Source organism: Thalassospira tepidiphila MCCC 1A03514 (assembly GCF_001662875.1).
Classification (GTDB): domain Bacteria; phylum Pseudomonadota; class Alphaproteobacteria; order Rhodospirillales; family Thalassospiraceae; genus Thalassospira; species Thalassospira tepidiphila.
Map to the genome: position 1 here is coordinate 14,147 of NZ_JPVZ01000010.1, position 24,371 is coordinate 38,517.

Consider the following 24,371-nt stretch of genomic DNA (forward strand, 5'->3'; position numbering starts at 1 on the left):
GTCTCGGGTGCCGCGGCCGTTTTTTGGCCGCCGCTATTCTGTTCGCAAGGCTCATGATTTCATGTCCTTTGCGGGTCTGGCAAATTGCCGCAAAACAGACAGCAGCGCAACAGCATTACTCAAATTGCCATCCCGACGACAATTTCTGCTCTATTTCAACAAATTACCCATCTTTAGGATAGCTGACCTGTCCCCTTGAATGGTTGCAACCACCACTATGCGATGATTACCTTTATCCTAGGTTGTAGTACGCTTGATCAAAACCCTGCACATGTAGAACAAAGCTAATGATCGCGCGACGTCCAAGGACAATAAAAATGGCAAATGACGCCCCCACCAGCGTTGATATCATGATGCTTGCCGGCCTGACGTGGGAACGTACCGGTCGCAATTGCTGGACTGCATCAGACCGTTTTGCCCGCTACATCATATTCCGTGACATCGATGAACGTTGGTATGGCGACTGGGAACGGGACGGGGAACTGACCCGTGCGGATTGGTCTTGCCCGATCCTTGAAACATTTGCCGAATACATGGTCGACAACGCCCGACGGCAATCATCCTGATTATCGGCGGGTAACCACGCCCGCAAAATCAGATACAACTAATAAATCGTCCCTCAAATACGCGTCCGCCCCGGCTTTTCCTTGCGTTTGACGCCATGTCGATTATGTGTTGGGGTAGCGCAACGTTACATAATCCAAGGCAAGCCTAATCCAATGACCAAAGCCATTCCCATGCAGATCGACATTGTTTCGGACGTTGTCTGTCCGTGGTGCATCATCGGTTACAAGAACCTTGAAGATGCCATCAGCCGTCTGGACGGCGAAATTGACGTCACCCTGCGCTGGCACCCGTTCGAACTGAACCGCGATATGCCGCCCGAGGGCCAGGACCTCTCGGAACATATCAGCGAAAAATACGGCCTGACCGCCGATCAAAGTGCCGATAACCGCGCCCGCATCACCATGATGGGCGAAAATGTCGGCTTCCCGATCCATTTTGGCTCCGATGCCCGCATCTATAACACCTTTGACGCCCACCGTTTACTGTACTGGGCGGGCAAAGAAGGCGAGTACGGCCAGCAGACAGCGCTTAAGCTCAACCTGTTTGCCGCCTACTTCCAGGGCGGTGATAACACCGCCGACCATGGTGTTTTGAAACGCGCGGTCGAGGAAGTTGGCCTTTCACCGGAACGTGCCGCCGAAATCCTTGCCAGCGACGAATTCGCCAAGGAAGTCCGCGCCGAGGAAGACGAATTTGGCGATGCCGGCATCAGTTCGGTACCGACCTATGTGGTCAATGGCAAATTCGCCATTTCCGGCGGCCACCCGCCAGAAGTGTTCGAACAGGCCCTTTCGGAAATCGCGCGTCAGGGTGATGAAATCCTTGCCGAAGCCCAAAACGACGCCTGATTAGGCCTAAGTGCAGACAGATGAACAAAGCCCGGTCCATTGGATCGGGCTTCTTCGTGGCCCTCGACAGAACTCAAATACCGATCTAGGCTGATCTTGCCACCACACAAGGAAACGCCCCATGATCAGCCTTGCCGAGTTTGGGCAATATCTGCCCGGAATATTGCTGTCTTATGCAGCCCTGCTTGTCGGCCTTATTAGCCCCGGCCCTGCCCTTTTGGGCTTGATGGGGGTGTCGCTTGATCAGGGCCGTCGCGCTGGTCAACATTTTGCCCTTGGCATCGGAACCGGATCGTTTTCGATCGGACTTCTGACCCTGACGGGGCTGTCGGCTGTTCTTGCCACCTATGCCGATGCGATGACGGCCATCCGGATTTTTGGCGGACTTTATTTGCTGTGGATGTCCTATCGGGCGTTTCGCACGGCATTTCGCAAACCACCCACCACATCAGATATTGCCGACGCCGTTGATACCCGAAAGATATCGGGACGCGGTTATTATTTTCGCGGATTGGGACTTCACCTGACCAATCCCAAGGCCATCCTGACCTGGATCGCCATCATTTCAATCGGCTTTCACGAAGGCGCCCCGCTTTGGGTTGGTGCGGCGATTGTGATTGGTTGTGGTCTGATTTCAACCAGCATTCATTTGCTTTATGCCACCGCCTTCTCCACCGCCCCGGCGATTTCGATTTATCGCCGCGCAGCCGGATGGATCAACGGGTTGCTTGGTGTGTTCTTTGCCGCCGTCGGGCTGCGGTTGTTGTTCAACCGCTAAGCTGTCAGCGAAAAGCTATGCCTTGGGGGCCTTGCCTTCAACTGCCTCGGCCTTTTCTGCTTCAGCTTCAGCCTTGGCTTCGGCCTCCTCGGCAGCAGCCTCCTCAGCCGCGGCTTCTTCTGCGGCGGCCTCGGCCTGCTCGGCCGCCCAAACCCCGGCGGTTTCAACCGCCATGGGGGATGCCGTCGGCAGAACGCTGACATAGCTTTCGGTTTCTTCAACCGGCAGGGCTTCACGGCGCGTCATGCGATAAAGCGCATAAACCGCGATCACCGCAAAGGTCCCGGCAAGCACCAGCCAGAACGACTGCGGGCCAAGATGTTCCATCGACCAACCGGCAATCAACGGGCCAAGAATTGCCCCCACCCCGAAGGTCAGAACAAGACCACCTGATGCGGCCGGCATTTCTTCGAGTGACAGGAAATCGTTGGTGTAGGCCAGAAACAGCGCGTAAAGCGGTGTGGTCATGCCGCCTGCGACAAAGGCTGCACACATCATAAAGACCAACTGGTTACCCGAAAGCCAGCCAAGCATACAGGCTGACATGGCAACTGCCGCCGCACCAAAAATCAGCTTGCGGCGATCCATGCGGTCCGACAACCAGCCAATCGGATATTGGAACACCAACGCACCGGCAAACAGCATCGCCACAAAGGTCGCGATCTGCACGGTCGTCATTTCGATCTGGGTGCCATAAACCGCCGCCATACCGGTCTGGGTGGCATAAACACACCCCAACAGGAAGATTCCCACTGTACTGAGCGGCGATCCGGCAAACAGTTCCTTAAGCCCCATCGGGCGGGCGGCCTCGGTCACTGGCACGGACGAGGCCGACAGCAGGATCGGCGCAAAGGAAATCGAGACCAGAATGGACGCAACAATAAACAGGGCCGAGTTCGCGGCATCGCCAAGCGTCAAAAGCCCCTGCGCCCCGATAATACCAAGCGTCTGGGCAATCATATAAGCCGACAGAACCTTGCCCCGGGTTTCGTTGGTCGAGGCATCATTAAGCCAGCTTTCCGCCGTCACATAGATCCCCGACATGCAAAAGCCCAAAATCACGCGCAACGCCGTCCATGCCCATGGCTCGGCAATCAGTGGAAAGGCAATCAGCCCGGCGGAGGTAAAGCTTCCGAGTGCGGCAAAGACGCGCACATGGCCAACCCGCTTGATCATGCGCGGTGTGATGCGTGCGCCAGACAGGAAACCGGCAAAGTAACCCGATGTGACAATCGCCAGTTCGGCCGAGGAAAAACCCTCAATCCCGCCGCGCAAACCGATCAGGGTGAAATGCATGCCATTGCCCAGCATGATCAGGACAACTCCAATAAGAAGTGCCCAGACACTGGTTAAAACCTGGATCATGAATCGCCCTTTCGCACTTTGGGGATTACCGGACTGTCTGTGAGCTCAGCGCGCCTTGGTCTGATGTCGTGTTGGTTCAGACAAATGACAAGTCTCAGCGAAAAGTACGAAACCACTGATCACATTCAGTTTCCAGACTTTTTTCGGTATGAAGGGGATTTTTTGACCTAAGCAGCCGGGTCTCTGATCTCTGCCTCGGTCAGGCGTTTGGTGGTGACCCCGTTTTTGAGATCAAGCCAGCCGCAAAAAACAGTCACCCAGACGGCGGCCAGCATCAAATACGCGACATACTGATCCATCACCCAAAGCGTGCCTGCGGATATAACACACCACGCCAGGGGAACCGGCAACAATAACCACCGCCAGGTGCCGCGTGACAGCAAAACAAAGCCCAACGTGCCAAGGGCGGTTGGATCGGCTGCACTGCCAAAAATTTCGGCCTGTACCAAGTCGCGCCCTTCAATCAGGCCAATAAACGGATAGACAAGCAGCGCAAAGGCAACCAGAGACGCCCCGACATAACAGGACAAATCCCCGCGCCAGCCAAAACGAAGCGGCAACGGACGCGCAGCAAAGATGGCAAACAAAACCACCTGCAGGGCAAAGGCCGGCAGCAGATAAGGCACCGCCCAATTGATCGGCTGATAATATTGCCAAAGGAAGCCAAAGCCCGACCAGGCCCAGACCAGTGCCAACAATACCAGAATAACCCGGTTGCCGCGAAAACCGTGACGCAGGGCAAGGCCCGATGCGATCAACCCGGCAATCAGCGCGCTGGCAACCACCAGCCACCAGGTGGTGTTCATGGTTTCAAACAGCCGGTAATAGACACGCGGCGAAAACAGCAACAGGTCTGCCAGTCCGTAATCCCACCATTCAGTCATGCTGTCTGCCCCCGATTGCCTTGATCACACCAGAACGCCAATGACAGCGGCGATCTGTTCGCGCATTTTATCATCGGGCAATGGCCCGGTTGCGGCCGCCATGTTTTCCGCCGCATGGGCCGGTTTGGTGGTGGCCGGGATCGGACAGGTCACAGCCGGATGGGCGATCAGATATTTCAAAATCAACTGCGCCCAACTTTTGGCTTCAAGTTCGGCGGCAAATTCCGGCATGGGCTGGCCTTCCAGACGCTCGGTCAGGCTGCCGCCGCGAAACGGCCGGTTCACAATCACCGCAATGCCGCGATCATATGCCAATGGCAAAAGATAATCCTCAACCTTGCGGTCAATCGGGTTATAGGTCACCTGCACGAAATCAAGCCGTTCGTTCTTCATCACCGCGATCAGGTCTTCGGTACGTCGCCCGTGCGAGGTCGTCACACCGACATGGCGCAACTGCCGTTCGTCCTTCATGCGAAACAGAAGCGGCAGGTTTTCATTGATGCCCAACAGATTATGGACCTGCAAAAGGTCAAACTGCTCGATCTTCCATCGATCTGATGTCTCGGCGATCTGTTCGGCACCATCGCCTGCGGTCCAGACCTTGTCGGTCGAAAACACACGATCGCGCGCACCAAGCTTATCGAGCCCGTAGCCAATCACATCCTGGGCAGAACCGTACATCGGCGAACTGTCAATCATGCGCCCACCGGCATCGAAAAACGCCGACATCACATCCGCGCACTGATTGCGCAATTCAATGTCTTGGCCGACATTGAACGTGATCCAGCTTCCAAGCCCGACAGCGGGGATTTCTTCACCGGTTGAGGGGATTTTCTTTTGCAATACTTCCGATGCGCGCGCATCGGAGCTTCCCTGCGCCCACGCAGGCACCCCCGACGCCAACAGGCCAAGCGCGCCTAGTGAGGCAGAAGCCTTCAGAAACCCGCGACGGTCAAATTCAGACATGGCTTAGAGCACCTTTTCGTTGCTTCGGACCAATCTTCAAACATGATCCATCAAGATTTGGGCAGAATTCTGCCCGAACGCAACTTTTGGTAAACTGACAAGAGACCTATATCACCCGAAACAAAAAAAGGGCTGCAAACCTGATGTTTGCAGCCCTTTGGTCAAAAACTGTCAATCTGCGTTAAACGCGCTTCCAGCTTGTCCCATCCTTGAAGTCTTCAAGGATGATGCCGCGTGCCAGAAGGTCATCACGGATTTTGTCCGCCGTTGCGAAATCCTTGTTCTTCTTGGCATCCGCACGCTGGGCGATCAGTCCGTCGATCTCGGCTGCTTCGTCTTCATCGGCTGATCCGGTAAACCAGGCTTCGGGATCCGCTTCAAGAATGCCCAAAAGCTTGGCCGCGGCAAGGATTTCACCCTTGGCTTCAGCACGTTCGAACTTCTTTTCCGCCTTGTTGAACTTGGTCACAAGGTTATGGAATTCCGAAATCGCAAGCGGCGTGTTGAGATCATCACACAGCGCATCAAGCACCGCACGCGGCACCGGCATATTTTCCGGGGTCACGTCAGAACTCTGACGAAGCGCAGTATAGAACCGATCAAGCGCCTCTTTGGCCTGACGCAGGTTTTCTTCGGTCCAGTTGATCGGCTGATGATAATGGGTTCCCATCATCGCCAGCCGGATCGCCTCACCCGGCCATTTTTCAAGCAGCTCATGCACGGTGACGAAGTTGCCCAATGACTTGGACATCTTTTCGCCTTCGACCATCAGATGGCCGTTATGCATCCAGTATTTGGCGTAGCTTGACCCCTTATTGGCGCAGCAGCTTTGCGCCAGTTCGTTTTCGTGGTGCGGGAACACCAGATCCGAACCACCGCCATGGATGTCAAAGTTTTCACCGAGATAACGCGTCGACATGGCAGAGCATTCAATATGCCAGCCCGGACGACCACGGCCCCACGGGCTATCCCATCCCGGAATATCGTCACTCGACGGTTTCCACAAAACGAAGTCCGCCGGGTCTTTTTTATAAGGGGCGACTTCAACACGGGCACCGGCGATCATTTCCTTGCGATCACGACGCGACAGCTTGCCATAATCATCAAACGCCTCGACCGAGAACAGCACATGGCCCTCGGCGGCATAGGCAAAGCCCTGTTCGATCAGGCTTTCGCACATGGCGATCATTTCAGCGATATGTTCGGTCGCGCGCGGTTCGATATCGGGTTTGGCGGCATTAAGCGCGCCCATGTCATCCAGATAGGCCTGATGGGTGCGTTTGGTGATTTCGGAAATCGGTTCACCGCTTTCCTTGGCACGCGCGTTGATCTTGTCATCAACGTCCGTGACATTCCGCACATAGGTTACCTTGGGATAGATATGGCGCAGCACGCGCACCAGCGTATCAAACACCACCACCGGGCGGGCATTACCGACATGGGCATAGTCATAGACCGTCGGGCCGCAGACATAAAGCCGCACGTGATCGGGATCAATCGGCGCGAACACCTGCTTTTCGCGGGTGAGCGTATCAAAGATGCGAAGTGTTTTGGTCATTTCAAACGTCCGTTTGGCTGTGTTATCGGGTCAAATGCGTACATTTTCCGGCGATCAAAGCAGATGCTTAGACCGCCTTCCCACACAACCGGTCACGCGCCTTTTCAGACCCGATCAAAACCAGCATCGTCGACATTTCCGGACCATGTTCGCGCGCCGTCAGCGCCTTGCGCAGCGGCATGAAAAGCTGCTTGCCCTTGCGTCCGGTTTCTTCCTTAAGCGCCGTGGTCCAGGTTTTCCAGCTGGTGCCATCAAGCTCGCCTTCCGGCAGCATTTCGGCGGCCTGTTTGAGAAACTCGGCATCCTCGGCATCAATTTCCGGAATGACGTTTTTGTGGATCACATCCCACCATTCCAGTGCCTCGGCCACGCGCCAGCAATTGCCGCGCACCGCATTCCAGAACATCTCGTCGGCATCTGCCATGCCAGCTGCTTCAAGCTTTGGCTTGGCGGCCTCAAAAGACATTTCGTGAATGACTTTTTCATTAAGGCTTGCCAGTTCGGCCGGATCAAATTTCGGCGTGGAACGGCCATAATGATCAAGATCGAATTTCTCAAGCACCTGGGAAAGGTTTGCCGGCTCAATCTTGTCGGATGCACCAAGGCCCGTCAGAAGGCCAACAAGCGCCTCGACCTCAAACCCGTCATTGCGCAATTCACGCAGTGAAAGACTGCCAAGGCGCTTTGAAAGCTGCGAGCCACCCGGCCCCGCCAAAAGCGGCATATGGGCAAATTCAAGCGCACCCGGCTTCCCGCCAAGCGCCAGATACAACAGGATCTGCGACACGGTATTGGTCACGTGGTCTTCGCCGCGAATGATGTGGGTAACACCCATTTCAAGGTCATCCACCACCGAGCCCAGCATATAAAGCAACGATCCATCTTCACGGATCAGGACCGGGTCAGACACATGTTCGGTATCAAACGAGCAAATCCCGCGCGTCAGGTCATCCCATTCGACCATGCCGTCGGTCAGAAGGAAACGCCAATGCGGCTTGCGGCCTTCGGCCTCAAGGGCGGCAATTTCTTCATCAGACAGCGTCAATGCCTTGCGGTCATAAATGAACGGCTGGTGACGCTGGCGGGCAGCCTTGCGTTTCCAGTTGAGCTCGCCTTCGGTCTCGTAGCACGGATAAAGCAATTCACGCTTTTTCAGGTCATCAATCGCCGCGTCATATTTGTCCTGACGCAGGCTTTGACGTTCTTCCTGATCCCAGTCGATGCCAAGCCAGGAGAGGTCTTCACGGATCGCATCGACATATTCGTCTTTGGAGCGCACCGGGTCGGTATCGTCAAAGCGCAGGATGAATTTCCCACCTGATTTACGGGCATAAAGCCAGTTCATCAGCGCCACACGGGCGTTACCGACGTGAAGAAGCCCGGTCGGGCTGGGGGCAAATCGCAGAACAGGTTTTGTCATTTCAAACTTTTCAATCACGTAACAAGGTTCGTGAAACCATTGGTAATCGGATAGCGACGGTCACGGCCAAAGGCACGCGGGGTAATCTTGACCCCCGGGGGTGCCTGACGGCGTTTATATTCCGCCCGATCCAGCAACCGCCAGACCCGGCGCACTGTTGCCTCATCGTGACCGCTATCCACGATATCGCGAACAGACCGCTCACCTTCAATCATCTGATGGAGGATATCATCCAAAACATCATAAGGCGGCAGACTATCTTCGTCTTTCTGATCCGGGCGAAGCTCGGCCGATGGCGGCTTGGTGATAATCCGTTCGGGGATCACCATGCCATCCGGGCCAACAGCCCCGACCGGTTTGTGTTCATTGCGCCAGTGGCACAGATTAAACACGGTCGTTTTATAAAGGTCTTTCAGAACCGAATAGCCACCACACATATCGCCATAAAGCGTGGCATAGCCAACCGACATTTCGGATTTATTGCCGGTGGTCAGGACCATGTGGCCAAACTTGTTTGAAAGCCCCATCAGGATAATCCCGCGCGAGCGGGCCTGAATGTTTTCTTCGGTAATGTCGGCATCCCGGCCTTCAAAGGCGGGGGCCAGCATCTGCTCGAACGCGGCCATGGCCGGACCAATATTGATGCTCTCGATCCCGGTCTTGAGCATGCCTGCGCAAAGCTCCGCATCCTCCAGGCTCTCGGCCGAGGTATAAGGCGATGGCATCATCACCAGACGCACGCGATCAGAACCCAGCGCATCCACGGCAACCGCGGCCGACAGCGCACTGTCGATCCCGCCCGACATGCCGATCACAACTCCGGGGAAACCGTTTTTATTCACATAGTCGCGCAGGCCCAGAACCAGCGCCTGATAGATCGCATCAAGTCCGGTGGGATAGCCAACCTTCGGCGCGTCATCTGCGCAACGCCATTGACCGTTTTCATCCTGTTGCCAGGTGGTCAGCACCACATCCTCGGCAAAGGCCGGCAGGGCAACCGCAAGCGATCCATCGCCGTTCAGGCCGAATGATCCGCCGTCAAACACCAGTTCATCCTGACCGCCGACTTCGTTGCAGTAAATCATCGGCTTGCCGCTTTCGCGCACCCGATCCTCGATCAGCTTACGGCGCAAATCATCCTTGTCGGCTTCAAACGGTGACCCGTTCGGCACAAGGAAGATTTCTGCCCCCGCATCGGCCAGATGGGCAACGACGTTCGGCGTCCAGACATCTTCACAGATCGGCACACCCAGCTTGACACCCTTGAAGGATATCGGGGTCGGCATCGGGCCCGCGGCAAAGACGCGCTTTTCATCAAACACGCCATAATTCGGCAAATCATTCTTGGCGCGCACATCAACGATCTTGCCCTGATCAATCAGCAACACCGCATTATGACGTGTGCCATCGACTTCCCATGGCGTGGTCAACAGCAAGGCCGGACCATCGTTGCGTTTGGCCGTGTGTTCACAGATAAATTCGACCGCGTCATGCAGATGGCGCATGAAGGCCGGCTTCATCACAAGGTCCTCGGGCGGATAGCCCGACAGGACCAGTTCAGAATATAGAACCACGTCCGCAGCCTGATCAGCCGCAGTTTCCCAGGCAGCCACAACCTTGTCCCGGTTCCCGGTGACATCACCGACAATCGGGTTGAGTTGGGCAATCGCAATGGCAAGCTTCTTTGTCATGATGTTGGAATAGGATCGCCCCTGCGCGCTGTCAATTGCGGAATGCGCAATATCCCATGTTTCAGACAAGATCGCCATTCTTGCATGGCAGAAATGCAAAGCTTTGAAACCTGCAAGTACGCTGTCTTTCAGCGTGATTTTATTCTTATCAACGACTTAGCGTGTTGATAATGACTTGCAAAATCGGCTTCTTCCCGATCTATTGCACGCGACCGTGAAAACACGGCAATAAACACAAATTAAAATACGAGCAAACAACATGACCCACAGCCCCAATGCGGCCGCCGAAATGGCGGCGGTAACCATTTCCTATATTCCAGGCCGCGAAATCAGTGAAAACCTTGGCATTGTCTTTGGCAGTTCCGTGCGCAGCCGCAACTTCCTTTTCGATATTTTTGCGATGCTGAAAAACCTGTTCGGGGGTGAAGTACGTTCCTACACCCGGCTTCTGGAAGACGCCCAGCAGGAAGCCACCAGCCGCCTGATTGCCCAAGCCCAAAAATTGGATGCCGACGCAGTTGTGGATGTTCATTTCGCAACGTCACAGGTGGCCTACAAGGCGGCTGAGATTTTCGCATACGGCACAGCCGTACGACTGAAATAACAGGGCAGGCACAACACCATGGAAGATCTGTTTCTTCCGGGAATTGCCCTGACCATCCTGGTCGGAATCGCTTATATAACCGGCCGTTTGGCCGATGGGGCACATGAACGCGCGCTCAGACGCGACGAAGCATTGTTGCCCCATCAATATCTTGATTCCGGGGATGCAGTTCCCGATGACATCACGTTGCATGACAGCAAACTGGTGACCGGAAAGGTCGTCATTGCCGAAGACCGTTTTCGCAATCTTCTGGCCCGCCTGCGCATTTTCGTCGGCGGTCGACTGGCCGCGCACGAAGCCACCGTCACCAGGGCCAAGCGCGAGGCGATCTTGCGGCTTCGCACCAACGCCAAGGGTGCAAGTCACATTATCGGTTTACGCTTTGATTCTGCCGAACTCGGGCGCGGCATGATCGAGGTGATTGTTTCCGGCACCGCCCTTTATACCGATCATCGCCCGGCGGGCGGGCGGCCATCTGCCCTTCCCGATGACGGGGTGAATATTTCGCATCGCAATCTTTTGGCCGAATTTGCGTCGGGCAGTATTGCGTTCCTGCTGATTTGCTGGGGGATTTATACGGCAAGCGGCCTCGCGGTTGAATGGGCGGCAAACAGTATTTCGGTTCAGGAAGAAGTTGCCATCTGGTCGGAGCTTGAACCCGGACTGATCGCAGAACATCGCGAAGATTATGAACGCAGCCTGCCGGAACGCTATCTTCTTGATCTGGTCAATTCCATCCCTAAGGAGGCCATTGGCCCGGCAAAGGATTATGATTTTGACGTTCTGATCATCCCCGATGACAGTCCCAATGCCGCGGCACTGCCCGGTGGCCTGATGCTTGTTCATACCGGAATGCTTGAACTGGTCGATACCGAGAACGAGCTGCTGTCGATCCTTGGCCATGAAATCGGTCATTACAACGGACGCGATCACCTTGAAGGCATTGGCCGTGAAGTCGTTGGTGTCGCACTTTCGGCCATGATGTTTCAGACCGATGCGGTTTTGACCACCTGGGCGGCAAGCTGGCCGAAACTTCTGGCTGATCGGGACTATTCCCGAAGTCAGGAACTCGATGCCGATGACTGGAGCCTGCGCATCCTGATGGCCAAATACGGCCATGTCGCAGAAGCATCCACCACCTTTGCAAAATTGGGGCAGCTTCAAGGCGACCGCAGTTTGCTGGATTATCTTTCAACCCATCCCCATCCACGTGACCGGGTGGAACGGCTTGAGGATATGGCGCGCGAACAGGGTCTTCCGATCAGAGAACCGGTTGATCTTCAAATCGCCTTTGAGAATTTCCTTGTACGCACGGGTGAAATCCCGGCAAGCGCGCTTGAAGACCGCCACCAATTCAATCTTACCAATACAGGACACTAGCCCATGCGCGGACTTTTCGCCCCGTTTCGCTTTCTAAGCGTCAGTGGCCAGCCCAATACCGAGTTCTGGCTTACCCAGTGCATCATTCTGGCATCAACCGTTCTGGGTGTGTATCTGGCAAGCTTTGCCGGTTTTGAAATTGCTGTCGATTTCGACCGTTATCAAAGCACGTCTGATGTTTATAACCTCGAACGATCGCTTGAGGCGGAGTTTGTCGATAACATCGAAAAGGTCGAAACCTGGATTGCCGACTATCCCGAAGGGCCGATGACCTGGCATGCGGCAAACCTCGCCCCGCGCGAACGTCACAAGCTTGACGATATGGTTTGGGAAACCATGCGCTATTCCCAGCGTACCTTTGAAGTCGATCCGGCAATTATCACCGGTGTACGTCGATTTTATTCCGATATCGAAGCGCAGATGACGATCATGTTCATGCAGCAAAATGCCAACGGCATGGCAAAACATGCTCTTGAAAACATGCAGGAAATTGTCGCCACCGCACGTGCCGATGTCTTGCCGCTGCTGCAGTCCGAAATTGAGCGTCTTGATGGTGAACTCGCCAAAATGACGGATTGATCGGGATTAACATCTCGACCAGACAAAAACAAAACCGGGGCTGTTTGCAGTCCCGGTTTTTTGTGTCCGCATACATGAAAACGTCGCCAACAATCAAAGTGCGAGGGCTGCGTCGATCTCGTCCTGGCTCATGGTTTTGGCCGAACCATGGATAATGCCACTGGCGACATCCATGAATTTCTGAAGCGACGTCGTCACTGCACTGGCCGTCACGCGCAGCAGGTCTTCATCACCCGTCTCGATGATGGTTTCAAGCTGCGAAACCGCGTGTGCCACGATCGTATTGAGGTGCTCGATGGTTTCCTCAAACGGACGACGGAATTTTGGCGGGACGTGTTCATAGGCCTCAATCGCCAGTTCCTTGTCGGAAAAGGCACTATCGCGGAAATGCTCCTGATAGCTTTTCGGCGCCCATTCCTTGCAGTCCTCGATCATGTCAGGCATGTCGGGCACCATTTCGAGCAGCATGACGATCTCGTTGAAATGGTTCAGATAGTCGGTCGCCAAAAGCGTGGTCGAGGAAATGTTGGTTCCCTCCACCTTCTCTTGCCATGCGCTGAATGCAGCGTCGTCCATCATACCCGTTGCGATCCCTCGCCCTTAATCGTCTGTCAGGAACACCCTGCAATTACCCATACTTAAGAATATTTACAGCCCATTGGTAGATGTTTTTTATGAATTCATGCCGATTGCGCAACAAATTGATATTTTGAGTCGTCAACTAGCAACAAAGAGACTTGAAACTTTGCCAAATGTAACAAGGTAGACGCGGCAAAATCTGGACGTTTCCAATGTTATCATGCTAACCATTGCGCTACTCCTTTAAAGCATCAGATAACAGGGCATTCAGGTGGCGCAAGCTGTTTCTCAAACTGTCAACCTAACCGAACTGTCGGTCATCGTTCCGATATATAACGAAGAAGAAAGCATAAAGCCGCTCTGCGAACGCTTGCTCTCTGTCCTCGATGAAATGGGAAAACCATTCGAGGTAATCTTCGTTAATGACGGAAGCTCAGACAACTCTTTCTCGCTGTTGCAAGATGCGGCAAAAGAGCGAATTGAACTGAAAATCGTCAACTTCCGCCGAAATTACGGCCAAACCGCAGCCACGATGGCTGGCATTGATCATGCGTCAGGCGAAGTCATCATTCCAATTGATGCCGACTTGCAGAATGATCCTGCCGACATCCCCAAACTGCTCGGCAAACTGGCAGAAGGCTATGATGTCGTATCTGGATGGCGCAAAGACCGTCAAGACGCGGCCATACGCCGGAACTTTGTCAGCCGTTTGGCTAACAGACTGATTTCAAAGATTTCTGGTGTTCACCTTCACGACTACGGCTGCACGCTCAAAGCCTATAAGAAAGATGTTGTTAAAGGCATTCGGCTTTATGGCGAAATGCATCGGTTTATTCCCATTTACGCCACATGGATGGGCGCAAAGGTCTGTGAAATTCCGGTTCAGCACCATGCCCGTCAATTTGGGCAGTCAAAGTACGGTTTGGAGCGGATAGCGAAAGTGCTTCTGGACCTTATGGTCGTGAAATTCCTCGACCGTCACATGGTCAAACCGATCTATGTGTTCGGCGGAATTGGTCTTGTGTCTTTCTTCGCTTCTTTTCTGAGTACAATCTGGATGCTTTGGCTGAAGTTCTTTGAAAATACTTCAATGATCCAGACCCCACTACCGCTTGTCGTTACGATGACTTTCCTGGTCGGCGTAATGTGTATCCTACTCGGTCTTCTGGCGGAGATGATTGTCCGAACATACTTTGAATCACAAGGGCGCAGCCCTTACCTCGTCAAAGAGACGGTCAATATGGAGCAAGAATAGCGATGTGCGGCATTGCCGGCTTTATGGGACGGGGTAGTCGCTCAGATATCCATGCCATGACTGATGCACTGGCACATCGCGGTCCCGACGGGGAAGGGTTTTACTTCGACGAAGAAAAACATATCTACTTAGGACATCGTCGTCTGTCTGTTAGAGACATTGAAGGCGGTGCCCAACCGATGTGGGATGCGTCAAACGAAACGGGGATCGTCTTTAACGGCGAAATTTATAACTTCCCCGAGTTACGAGCAGAACTTGAAGCATTAGGTGCCGTCTTTCAGACATCGCACTCTGATACCGAAGTTCTCATTCATGGCTATCGCCACTGGGGCACCGATCTGGCTCGACGCCTGAACGGCATGTTTGCCTTTGCTATTATCGACAAGATACGAGGCAGACTTTACCTCGCCCGTGATCGCTTTGGTGAAAAGCCACTATTTTATACAGCTAAAAGTGATCTGTTTGCCTTTTCAAGCGAACTGAAATCGCTTGAAAAACATTCTGGGATCGACGGCAATATATCCAACTTTGGCCTGCAGAAACTGTTTGCTTACGGCTACATTCCTGCCCCGAACAGTTTGCTTGAGAATGTCTTTAAGTTACCAGCTGGCCAGCAAATGACTGTCGAACTGGATACACTTGACACGAAGATCAGCAAGTATTGGGAATTTTTGATCACCCCGGATGACAACCTCACCGCAGCCAAAGATGACGAACTTGCAGAACATCTTCAGGAACTTATTTTGCAATCAGTTTCTCGCCGCCTTGTAAGTGACGTCCCTCTCGGAGTTTTCCTGAGCGGCGGCGTCGACTCAAGCGCAATTTTGTGTGCAGCAGCCAAGAATGCCAAAGATAGGAAGGTATCATCCTTTACCATTGGCTTCGAGCAAGCATCCTATGATGAGTCGGGTTACGCTCAGTTGGTTGCCGAGCACGCGGGGTCCATTCATCATCTTAGAATGCTAAACCTTGCCAACGCACAAGAACTCATTCCGGAGGTCCTGGGGCAACTGGACGAGCCAATTGGTGACGCCTCTGTGCTTCCGACTTACCTTCTAAGTAAATTCACAAGGGAAAATGTTACAGTTGCACTTTCGGGCGATGGGGCCGACGAACTTTTTGCTGGGTATGACCCTTTTTTGGCTCTGAAGCCGGCACAGGCCTACAAGAAATACGTGCCAGATCTCGCGCACAAGTTGTTTACCGGACTTGCAAACGCACTACCGAAATCCGGTCGCAACATGAGTTTCGATTTCAAGCTTCGGCGGACACTTGCTGGATTGTCGTATCAGGAATCTGTTTGGGCACCTGTCTGGATGGCGCCACTATTTCCTGACCAAATGAAAGAGTTCTTCGAAGAGCCCCTTCCTCTTGAAGATCTTTACTCCGAAGCCATGGAAATCTGGGATAGCAATTCTGCTGTGGACAGAACTGACCGACTACTAACATTTTTCACCAATCTCTATCTGCAAAATGACATCCTGACCAAGGTCGATCGTGCATCCATGATGTCGTCGCTAGAGACGCGCGCTATCTTCCTCGACAACGACATTGTTGATTTCTGCATCAAGCTGCCATCGCACTTCAAAATCCGGAACGGTCAAAGAAAGTACCTACTCAAGAAAGCTCTAGAACCGCTGCTGCCCAGCCAAACGATAAATCGTAAGAAGAAAGGCTTTGGCATCCCGTTGGCAGACTGGATGCGTAAAACGCCTGAGGTACAATCGCCACGGCCAGTCCCAGGGGTGGATATGTACTACGCTGCATCCCAGTGGACTGAGCATCACAGCGGCAAGAGCGACAACCGCTTTTTCCTATGGAACTGGTTGGCGCTGCAAAACAGTCCGACTGGGCGGTTTTAACAGATCTATACCCCGTTGGCGTTTGCCACTAACGACCAGAGACAAGTGACCAAATGAGAGCAATAGCTAAATTCATTGGACTAGGTGCAATTACGACCGCGGCGACTTATTCGACCTATCTGATAGCATTACAGTTTTTCGGACCTATGACTGCCTACTGGTGTGCATTGGCAGTAGCGTTTGTCATTCAGATCGCAATGATGGCACCTTTTGTTTTCAACGCCAAGCTCACGCTCGCAAACGCAGGAAAATCACTTCTGATTTATTCTGGTTATTCTCTTTTATTCGCATCACTTATGTGGATTACATTACAAATTTCAGTACCACATATCATCGCGCCGCTCGTTGTTGTCGCAATCGCTGCCCCTTTACAATTCCTCGCAGGAAAAAAATGGTTACATAACCCTGTCGACGACGTCAGGAGCTAGCGTCCAGTACCTTCTTCCGATCGAAAATACGCTGAAGATAAAAACAACCAATCAGTGTTGAGAATGGTACCACCGGTGCAAGATAACGCGTTTCCAAGTGGACCAAAGCGTGTGCAAATAACACACCAAAATAAACTGCCCACAAAGCCGCGCAGACAAGTACTTCTCTCTTGCACACATTCTTGCCGAGATAAAGACGTACAAGCCAGACAATCGGTAGAATCACGAAAGCAACAGTAATGATGATAGCAATTACGCGCTCGACCATTTCGCCAGAGAACAGTGCGAATGCCGCCGCATCATCAAACATACTTTCGCGAAGTTCCCGATAATCGGGCCAAGGTTTTTCTCCGTGAATCCAGAAACCTGTTTCCCTAATCGCGCCGAACGGGCGGAAAGTGAGCGTCGCGTAGTTCTCACGTATGTGCCCGATTGTCATGCGCAGCATTGAACCCGGATAGTTAACCCAGCTTTCGAAATACTTCTGCTTCGAAATATTTGCCAACTCTGGAGCAACGCACCCTTGCTCGAACAAACTCCACTGAACGGCGAGAACCTCCGAGAAGGAGTAATTGCTTAGTTTTTCACGTGCGGTTATGTCTACCGGTTCATTGCCGGAGAATATTCTCTGATCTTTTTCTGCTGCGTCGACAAGCCCAACCATGTAGATGGTTTGCGATCCTGATGTGATAAAACTATATCCAGTCCGGTCCTCATTCCACGTCTTATACAATTGCGTAGCCACGATTAGTGGAATAAAGAAAACAGCGATTGCAGCGCATGATTTCCACCGCTGCTTTTCCGCGACAAAAGCTCGAACTAAAAACGGTATGACAAACAGGATTGACAGTATCGCCACTCCTTCTCGAACGAGAAAGCCAAGGGTGATCAGCATGCCAAAGAGCAGCGCTTGAACAAACCCAAAGGGGCGTCCGCGCAAGGTCGCTGCCGCGTTTTCGCTAAGCACAATCACAAATAGGCTCGTGGCAAAACTGTCGGTCAAGATCATGGAGTCCAACAGCAACGAGAATGACAGCCCCGTTGCCAGCAAACAGAACGCACCCCAAAAAGGCTTCATACCCAACGCGGAGATAAGGCGCGAAAGGCTGTAAAGCGATACCGCGGACAGCAAGAACTGTGAAAGAACAACAATCCACTGCCAGTTCTCTGAGGAGATCAATTGCGTTAGCGCAATGAACATAGGATATCCGGCTATTCTGAAGACAGTTGTCGGCATTGCACTGTCCTCGAGACCGGCGTCGGTCAACCAATCCGAACTTTCCAATATCAACTCGGCAAAGCGTGTATATCCACCGGTATCCGGTGCAACTCCTGGCCCCCAAATGAGCAATACAGCGATCTTGAACAGTAGGATCATAAAAATGACGGAAAGGTACAGTTTTCTGTCGTCAAAGGTTGACGCTCGAAAATCTGGAAAGGCTGAGCGTTTCACAGCAGTAATCACCTAAAAAATACAATAGAAAACGGGCGCCCGGCAATCGGACGCCCGTGACAATATCAACCCGACCAATCAAATCAAGCAGAAGCAGCCATCTGTTCTGCGCGTACACTGTCACGTTCTTTTTTGATCATTTCCGCCATCAGGAAGGCAAGCTCAAGGGCCTGTCCGCCATTGAGGCGCGGGTCGCAATGAGTGTGGTAACGATCCGAAAGCGCATCTTCGGTCACTTCGCGGGCACCCCCGATGCATTCGGTCACATCCGTACCGGTCATTTCGAAATGAACGCCACCGGCATGGGTGCCTTCGGCCTTGTGCACGTCAAAGAAGTTTTTGACTTCCGACAGGATCGCGTCAAACGGACGGGTTTTATATCCGCTTGATGCCTTGATCGTGTTGCCATGCATCGGATCGCAGGACCACACGACCTTGCGGCCTTCGGCCTTAACACGTTTGACCAGACGCGGCAGGTTATCAAACACATTGTCCGCCCCCATACGTGCGATCAGGGTCAGACGACCGGCTTCGTTCTGCGGGTTAAGGATATCGATCAGACGGATCAGATCATCCTCATCCATCGTCGGTCCGCATTTCATACCAATCGGGTTTTTCACCCCACGCAGGAATTCAACATGAGCATGATCGGCCTGACGGGTGCGGTCGCCAATCCACAGCATGTGTGCCGAACAATCATACCATTCGCCGGTAAGACTATCCTGGCGGGTCAAGGCCTGCTCATAACCCAGCAAAAGCGCCTCGTGCGAGGTATAGAAATCGGTTTCACGCAGCTGCGGCGCGCTTTCAGCCGTGATGCCGCATGCTTCCATGAAGGCAACCGCCTCATCGATCTGGGTGGTCATCTTGCTGTAACGCTCACCGGCCGGGCTGCCATCGACAAAAGACAGGTTCCAGCGATGGATCTTGGTCAGATCGGCAAAACCGCCCTGCGCAAAGGCACGCAGCAAGTTCAGCGTCGCTGCAGACTGGTTATAGGCGCGAATCTGGCGCTGCGGGTCGGGAATACGGGCTTCTTCGGTGAACTCGATCCCGTTGACCACGTCACCGCGATAGCTTGGCAGTTCGACGCCATTGATGGTTTCGGTGTCAGATGAGCGCGGCTTGGCAAACTGGCCAGCCATACGGCCAACCTTGACCACCGGGCATGCCGCGCCATAGGTCAGAACCACCGCCATCTGCAACATCACCTTGAAAGTGTCGCGAATGTTGTTGGGGTGAAATTCCTTAAAGCTCTCGGCACAGTCGCCGCCCTGCAGCAGGAAGGCATTGCCTTCTGCAACGTCACCAAGCTTTTCTTTAAGCGCGCGCGCCTCGCCAGCAAACACCAAAGGAGGATAGCTGCCGAGCTCTTGCTCTACGGCCTTTACGGCCTGTGCATCAGGATAAGTCGGCACCTGCTTGATCGGCAGGTTACGCCAGCTTTCAATGCTCCAGCTCTTGCTCATTTGCTTCCTCTCAATCCGGCATGTTCATCATCATGCCGCCATTATAACACAAATCCAGTTGTCCGGCGGTCTTCCGCCTTGGCATCCGGTCATGCAACCGGGCCAAACTTGATACGGGTTTTGCAAACGCATTTCCACCCCTTCTCGACGTATGGACAATAAAATCTCGCAATTTTTTGCCAACGGGCCCAAAAACCACGCAAAATTCCACTCATAACCGTGAATTCATGCATGTGACACCGGCGAATGCCAATTCGTCATACCAAACAAGGTAGTGCGAATCCGGCACTGCCCAATCATCAGACCAATTGCACAGTTCATGATTTGCGGGCACACTGCGAGCGCCTACCACCACCAGCGCCACCGATCAGCCGGATCCCCAATGCCCCTTGAAACACTTGCGATAATTGCCTGCGCCTATTTCGTTGCCGCCTTTGTCAAAGGGGCAACCGGGCTTGGCTTTTCGACCTCAGCCCTCCCGATCCTGGCTCTTGGGCTGGGGCTTAAGGCGGGTATGCCGCTTGTGATCATTCCATCGCTTGTCAGCAATTCCATCATCATGGCGCAGGCGGGTCACTTTCGTGAAACGATCAACCGGTTCTGGCCGATGTTTCTCGCGACCATTCCGGGCATTCTGATCGGGCTTGCTGTGCTTGAAATGGTCGACAGCATTCTGGCCGGGGCGGTTTTGGGGTTGGTGTTGATGAATTATGGGGCGATTACGCTGTTTCGTCATGGCAAGCCGCTATCTGACAAGCTTGCACGGCGACTGGCCCCGATATCAGGTTTTGCCACCGGCCTTATCAACGGCATCACAGGATCACAGGTCATGCCGGTGTTGCCCTTCCTGCTTTCCATGCGGCTTGAGCCCAAACGCTTCCTGACGGCCATCAATATCTCGTTCAGTCTTTCAAGCATCGTCATGGCACTCGGCCTTGCGCGATTGGGGCTGATGACGATTGAAACGCTGTGGATATCGCTGGCCGGGTTGGTACCGGTTTATTTGGGCACCAAGCTGGGCACGCGTGTGCGGGATCGAATGAATGCGGAAACCTTCCGCAAGGTTGTTTTGATCATGCTGATCATTTTTGGCGTCATTCTGGTTGGCAAACTGTTTGCGTCTTGACGGTCGAACGCCAGCGCGGGTCGGAGATGTCATCTGGCACAACCCGGCCATTTCTGATAGCACTTCGCCATGAAAACCATCGCCCGCCCTGCCTTTGCCGAAACCGAAGAAAAGAAGTCCCGCTTTCTGGCCGAACTCGTTTTTCATGACGATCTGGCCAAGCGGATTGATGAATTGCGCAGCCTTCATCCCAAGGCCAATCATCATGTGAACGCCTATCGCTATCTTAATGACGAAGGCCAGCTGATTGAACACGGCAAGGATGACGGGGAACCATCCGGCACATCAGGCATTCCGTGCCTTAAGGTCCTTCAGGGACGTGATCTGATCAATGTTGCGGTAATTGTGACCCGCTATTTCGGTGGAACAAAACTGGGAACTGGCGGGTTGGTGCGCGCCTATAGCGGGGCGGCCAATGCGGTTTGCGATATTGCCGAGATCATCGAATACATTCCGCAGGGCGAGGCAGAACTGTTTGCCGGATTTTCCGATGCCGGAACGCTGGAACAAGCCTGTGCAGAGGGCGGCATCACCATCCTGGATCGTCAGTTTGATACCGACGGAACGCGCATCAAAATCACCGGACCACGTGAACGCCTGGCAGAGCTTAGCGTTCAGTTTCCAATGCCTGAGTGAGAGTTACTAGCGCGCTTTTGACTTCGGGCGCATGGTGCTTTCACGGCATTGAAGTTCGAAACCAAGATCGATGATTTTTTGTTCGGGGGTTTCGCCGTCCAGCACCGCTTTGATCATTTGCACAGCCCGTTTGCCGATCTGATAACGGTCGGTTCGGATGGACGTCAGTGACGGGTAGCTTGCCGCCATCATTTCAAGATCATTAAAACCGATGATCCCCATTTCGTCGGGGACCGAGATACCCGCCTTCTGACAGCCAAACAGCGCGCCAAGCGCCATGTCATCATTGTTGCAGAATACGGCATCAAGGTCCGGGCGACATTTGCGCAACTGTTCGATCAAATGCCCGCCAAGCGAAACACTTGAGGAATCGGTGGTTGTCATCATCAGGTCCGGGTCGTATCGCCCGCCTGAGCGCAAGGCTTCCTTGAAGCCTTCCATACGGCGGTGGGAGCGCGGATCCATGCGCGCGCCAAGAAAACCGATGCGTTTGTAGCCCTTTTGCACCAGATGCACCCCGGCGGCCCGCCCGCCTTCAAAATGCGAAAAACCGACCATCATGTCGATCGGGTCATCACTGATATCCATGACCTGAACCACCGGACATTCGGCATTTTCAAGAAGTTCGCGGGTTGCGTCGGTCTGATCAACCCCGGCGACAATCATGGCTGAAGGGCCCTGGCCAAGGAAGGTGCGCACAAGGCGTTCCTCGTCCTTGGCAACATAGCGCGAGTTGCCGAGCTGCACCTGAAACGGCCCCTGATAGAGCTCGTCATAAATGGCACGCAGCGTATCGGCGAACACGTTGTTGGTCAGCGAGGGAACGATCACACCGATGACATTTGATCGGGTCGAGGCCAGCGCACTGGCATGCGAATGGGGCACATAATTAAGCTTGCGCACCGCATCGTTGATTTTTCGTCGCAGGTGATCAGACACCTTTGACGGATCGCGCAACGCGCGTGAGACCGTAATGGTGCTGACGCCAGCCCGTTCGGCAACATCGGATATTGTTGGCCGTCCGGCCCCTTTGCGCTTCCTCATAACCTTACATTTATTACGTCTTTTCCAAACCGACAAGCACCTTGTGACGGTAAAGCAAACACCGGAAATTCGGCTGTTGACTCAATGTTAGCGCTAACATTATGTTAGCGCTAACATTATAACACAACAGGGCAGTCCAAGAGTAAAACCCGCCCTGAAAATCAGTGAGTGCATCGAATTCAATGAACCGGCAAACGCAGTATGTCGTTGTCATGGGTGTGAGCGGATCGGGCAAAACCGAGGTCGCGCGTCGTCTGGCAAGCATGACAGATACCATGTATCTTGACGCCGACGATCACCATCCAAGCACGAATGTCGAACACATGCGCCGTGGTCTTCCGCTCAATGACGACATGCGTTGGCCCTGGCTTGATGCGGTCGCAGCAGCGGCCCGCACGCAGGCTGGTTCGGTTGCCAGTTCAGAGGGAAGCGCAAAGTCCGGTCAGGCCATTTTCATCGCCTGTTCTGCGCTTAAACGTCGCTATCGCGATGTGTTGCGCACGCACCTCGACCCGATCACCTTTGTTTTTCTGGATGGCACACGTGAAGTAATCCTGTCCCGGCTTGAACGCCGTGTCGGTCATTTCATGCCATCCGCACTTTTAGACAGCCAGTTTACAGCTCTCGAGCCGCCGGGGCCGGACGAGAATTGCGTGACTGTCTTTATCGATGCCCCGCTTGAAACTGTTGTTGCCACGGTCCTTGACCGACTGGCGGAGCGTGAAGACGGCAGTTTTTCCTTTATCAAAGAGAATACTGCCGGAAAATAAGGCATTTTAGGGAGAAGACGAATGACCAAGACTCTTAAATCGCTTGCAGGTGCAGGCTTTATCGCAACCCTGATTGCAACGGCGCCGTTTGCCGCCAATGCACAGGAATTTACCCTCAAGATGCAGTCGAGCGATGCTGCTGGCGTGCCTAACTTTGAGCTGGAACAGGAATGGGCCGAACGTGTCGGCGTCATGACCGGTGGCCGCGTTTCCGTGGAAATGCTGCCGGTTAACTCGATTGTCGAACATGCCGAAACCCAGGACGCAATTGCGGCTGGCATTCTTGACGGTCACATCACCGACACCAGCTATTTCACCGGTAAAGATCCGGCATTCGGCCTGATCGCCAACCCGGTTGGCGCGTGGTCGGCACCGTCCGAAATGCTGCGCTTTGTTGAATATGGCGGCGGCAAGGAACTGATGAACAGCCTTCTGAACCCGCGTGGTTTGCAGTTCGTCGGTGCCGTTACCCCGGGCCTGGAAGCATTTGTTTCCTCTGTCCCGCTTGATGGCGTTGCCGATCTTAAAGGCCTGAAAATGCGTGCCCCGGAAGGCATGGTTCAGCAGGTCTTCGCAGCAGCCGGCGCATCGCCGGTGAACATCCCGCAGTCCGAAGTATTCACCTCGCTTGATAAAAAAGTGATCGATGCTGCGGATGCGACCGTGTTCTCGACCAACCAGGCCATGGGTCTGCATGATGTTGCAAAACATCCGGTCTATCCGGGCTTCCACTCCATGCCGATGCTTGAAGTATCGATCAACAAGACCAAGTGGGATTCCATGCCGGCTGATATCCAGGCGATCCTTGAAATGTCGGTCCGTGATCTGGCCCATGACATGGATGCACGTCTGGCGATGAAAGACATGGAAGCTGTTGCCAAGGCCCGTTCGGAAGGTGGCGTCACCATCCACAACTGGTCGGCTGAAGAGCGTGCGAAATTCCGTCAGATTGCCACCAGCCAGTGGGAAAAAGTCGCGGCACGTTCCGAAGATGCACAGCGTGTATACGACACCCTTGTAGACTACCTTAAGTCACAGGGTATGATCTAAGACAGAACAGCTTTTTCGCCGGCAGCAACGCACCGTGTTGCTGCCGGCAAACTGCTGGG

At 53.7% G+C, this 24,371-nt stretch carries 23 protein-coding genes; 13 read left to right on the top strand and 10 right to left on the bottom strand.

Annotated features, from left to right (window positions below; translation table 11 throughout):
* The first annotated feature begins 317 nt into the window (after positions 1-317).
* The 3 genes from TH4_RS17290 to TH4_RS17300 all read left to right on the top strand — a co-directional run bounded on the left by TH4_RS17290 (position 318) and on the right by TH4_RS17300 (position 2,193).
* Positions 318-566, top strand: coding sequence for a hypothetical protein (locus TH4_RS17290; protein WP_008891599.1), 249 nt, complete (start codon positions 318-320; stop codon positions 564-566).
* 153 nt (positions 567-719) lie between these two features.
* A complete protein-coding gene (locus TH4_RS17295) occupies positions 720-1,415 on the top strand; it encodes a DsbA family oxidoreductase (RefSeq protein ID WP_064782103.1) in 696 nt (231 codons plus the stop codon).
* Between the two features lie 121 nt (positions 1,416-1,536).
* Entirely contained in the window at positions 1,537-2,193 is a 657-nt protein-coding gene (locus tag TH4_RS17300; RefSeq protein WP_064782104.1) for a LysE family translocator, read from the top strand.
* Between the two features lie 15 nt (positions 2,194-2,208).
* Here the strand turns inward: TH4_RS17300 and TH4_RS17305 are convergent, their stop codons facing one another.
* The 6 genes from TH4_RS17305 to TH4_RS17330 form a co-directional block, all read right to left on the bottom strand.
* Positions 2,209-3,558, bottom strand: a complete 1,350-nt coding sequence (locus TH4_RS17305) for an MFS transporter (protein ID WP_064782105.1) — start codon at positions 3,556-3,558, stop codon at positions 2,209-2,211.
* A gap of 167 nt (positions 3,559-3,725) precedes the next feature.
* On the bottom strand, positions 3,726-4,442 hold the full coding sequence (locus TH4_RS17310; RefSeq protein WP_064782106.1) for a hypothetical protein: 717 nt from the start codon (positions 4,440-4,442) through the stop codon (positions 3,726-3,728).
* 24 nt (positions 4,443-4,466) lie between these two features.
* A complete protein-coding gene (locus TH4_RS17315; RefSeq protein ID WP_064782107.1) occupies positions 4,467-5,408 on the bottom strand; it encodes an aldo/keto reductase in 942 nt (313 codons plus the stop codon).
* A 181-nt stretch (positions 5,409-5,589) separates the two neighbouring features.
* The gene (cysS, locus tag TH4_RS17320) at positions 5,590-6,966 is read right to left on the bottom strand and encodes a cysteine--tRNA ligase (protein ID WP_064782108.1); all 1,377 of its coding nucleotides are present in this window, start codon (positions 6,964-6,966) and stop codon (positions 5,590-5,592) included.
* A gap of 67 nt (positions 6,967-7,033) precedes the next feature.
* Entirely contained in the window at positions 7,034-8,386 is a 1,353-nt protein-coding gene (gene gltX, locus TH4_RS17325; RefSeq protein WP_064782186.1) for a glutamate--tRNA ligase, read from the bottom strand.
* 14 nt (positions 8,387-8,400) lie between these two features.
* Entirely contained in the window at positions 8,401-10,077 is a 1,677-nt protein-coding gene (locus TH4_RS17330; RefSeq protein WP_064782187.1) for an NAD+ synthase, read from the bottom strand.
* Positions 10,078-10,336: 259 nt separating this feature from the next.
* Here TH4_RS17330 and TH4_RS17335 point away from each other — a divergent pair, with 259 nt between their 5' ends.
* From TH4_RS17335 to TH4_RS17345, 3 genes are read left to right on the top strand one after another with little or no spacing between them, the layout of a single operon-like run.
* Positions 10,337-10,681 carry a YbjQ family protein gene (locus tag TH4_RS17335; protein WP_083997170.1) on the top strand — a complete coding sequence of 115 codons (345 nt, stop codon included), beginning with the start codon at positions 10,337-10,339 and terminating at the stop codon, positions 10,679-10,681.
* A gap of 18 nt (positions 10,682-10,699) precedes the next feature.
* A complete protein-coding gene (locus TH4_RS17340) occupies positions 10,700-12,061 on the top strand; it encodes a M48 family metallopeptidase (RefSeq protein ID WP_064782109.1) in 1,362 nt (453 codons plus the stop codon).
* Between the two features lie 3 nt (positions 12,062-12,064).
* Entirely contained in the window at positions 12,065-12,640 is a 576-nt protein-coding gene (locus tag TH4_RS17345; protein WP_064782110.1) for a hypothetical protein, read from the top strand.
* Positions 12,641-12,733: 93 nt separating this feature from the next.
* Here the strand turns inward: TH4_RS17345 and TH4_RS17350 are convergent, their stop codons facing one another.
* Positions 12,734-13,219, bottom strand: a complete 486-nt coding sequence (locus TH4_RS17350) for a hypothetical protein (protein ID WP_064782111.1) — start codon at positions 13,217-13,219, stop codon at positions 12,734-12,736.
* Positions 13,220-13,490: 271 nt separating this feature from the next.
* Between TH4_RS17350 and TH4_RS17355 the strand changes: the two genes are divergently transcribed.
* The 3 genes from TH4_RS17355 to TH4_RS17365 are packed head-to-tail and all read left to right on the top strand — an operon-like array spanning position 13,491 to position 16,764.
* Positions 13,491-14,474, top strand: coding sequence for a glycosyltransferase family 2 protein (locus TH4_RS17355; RefSeq protein ID WP_157097785.1), 984 nt, complete (start codon positions 13,491-13,493; stop codon positions 14,472-14,474).
* A 2-nt stretch (positions 14,475-14,476) separates the two neighbouring features.
* Positions 14,477-16,336 (top strand): asparagine synthase (glutamine-hydrolyzing), encoded by a 1,860-nt coding sequence (gene asnB / locus TH4_RS17360; RefSeq protein ID WP_064782112.1) that lies wholly within the window; start codon positions 14,477-14,479, stop codon positions 16,334-16,336.
* A 53-nt stretch (positions 16,337-16,389) separates the two neighbouring features.
* The gene (locus TH4_RS17365) at positions 16,390-16,764 is read left to right on the top strand and encodes a GtrA family protein (protein ID WP_064782113.1); all 375 of its coding nucleotides are present in this window, start codon (positions 16,390-16,392) and stop codon (positions 16,762-16,764) included.
* Here TH4_RS17365 and TH4_RS17370 read toward each other — a convergent pair.
* Together TH4_RS17370 and TH4_RS17375 are read right to left on the bottom strand one after the other, a co-directional pair.
* Complete coding sequence (locus tag TH4_RS17370) at positions 16,754-18,217, bottom strand: hypothetical protein (protein WP_157097786.1); 1,464 nt, start codon at positions 18,215-18,217, stop codon at positions 16,754-16,756. The genes TH4_RS17365 and TH4_RS17370 overlap by 11 nt on opposite strands.
* 83 nt (positions 18,218-18,300) lie before the next feature.
* Entirely contained in the window at positions 18,301-19,686 is a 1,386-nt protein-coding gene (locus TH4_RS17375; RefSeq protein WP_064782115.1) for a class II 3-deoxy-7-phosphoheptulonate synthase, read from the bottom strand.
* Between the two features lie 382 nt (positions 19,687-20,068).
* Between TH4_RS17375 and TH4_RS17380 the strand changes: the two genes are divergently transcribed.
* Positions 20,069-20,812 carry a sulfite exporter TauE/SafE family protein gene (locus TH4_RS17380; RefSeq protein WP_064782116.1) on the top strand — a complete coding sequence of 248 codons (744 nt, stop codon included), beginning with the start codon at positions 20,069-20,071 and terminating at the stop codon, positions 20,810-20,812.
* 69 nt (positions 20,813-20,881) lie between these two features.
* Entirely contained in the window at positions 20,882-21,448 is a 567-nt protein-coding gene (locus TH4_RS17385; protein WP_064782117.1) for an IMPACT family protein, read from the top strand.
* A 6-nt stretch (positions 21,449-21,454) separates the two neighbouring features.
* Here the strand turns inward: TH4_RS17385 and gntR are convergent, their stop codons facing one another.
* Complete coding sequence (gene gntR, locus TH4_RS17390) at positions 21,455-22,492, bottom strand: HTH-type transcriptional regulator GntR (RefSeq protein ID WP_064782118.1); 1,038 nt, start codon at positions 22,490-22,492, stop codon at positions 21,455-21,457.
* 182 nt (positions 22,493-22,674) lie between these two features.
* Here gntR and TH4_RS17395 point away from each other — a divergent pair, with 182 nt between their 5' ends.
* Both TH4_RS17395 and TH4_RS17400 read left to right on the top strand, forming a co-directional pair.
* On the top strand, positions 22,675-23,262 hold the full coding sequence (locus TH4_RS17395; RefSeq protein WP_064782119.1) for a gluconokinase: 588 nt from the start codon (positions 22,675-22,677) through the stop codon (positions 23,260-23,262).
* Between the two features lie 21 nt (positions 23,263-23,283).
* Entirely contained in the window at positions 23,284-24,312 is a 1,029-nt protein-coding gene (locus TH4_RS17400; protein ID WP_008891579.1) for a TRAP transporter substrate-binding protein, read from the top strand.
* The last annotated feature ends 59 nt before the right edge of the window (positions 24,313-24,371 follow it).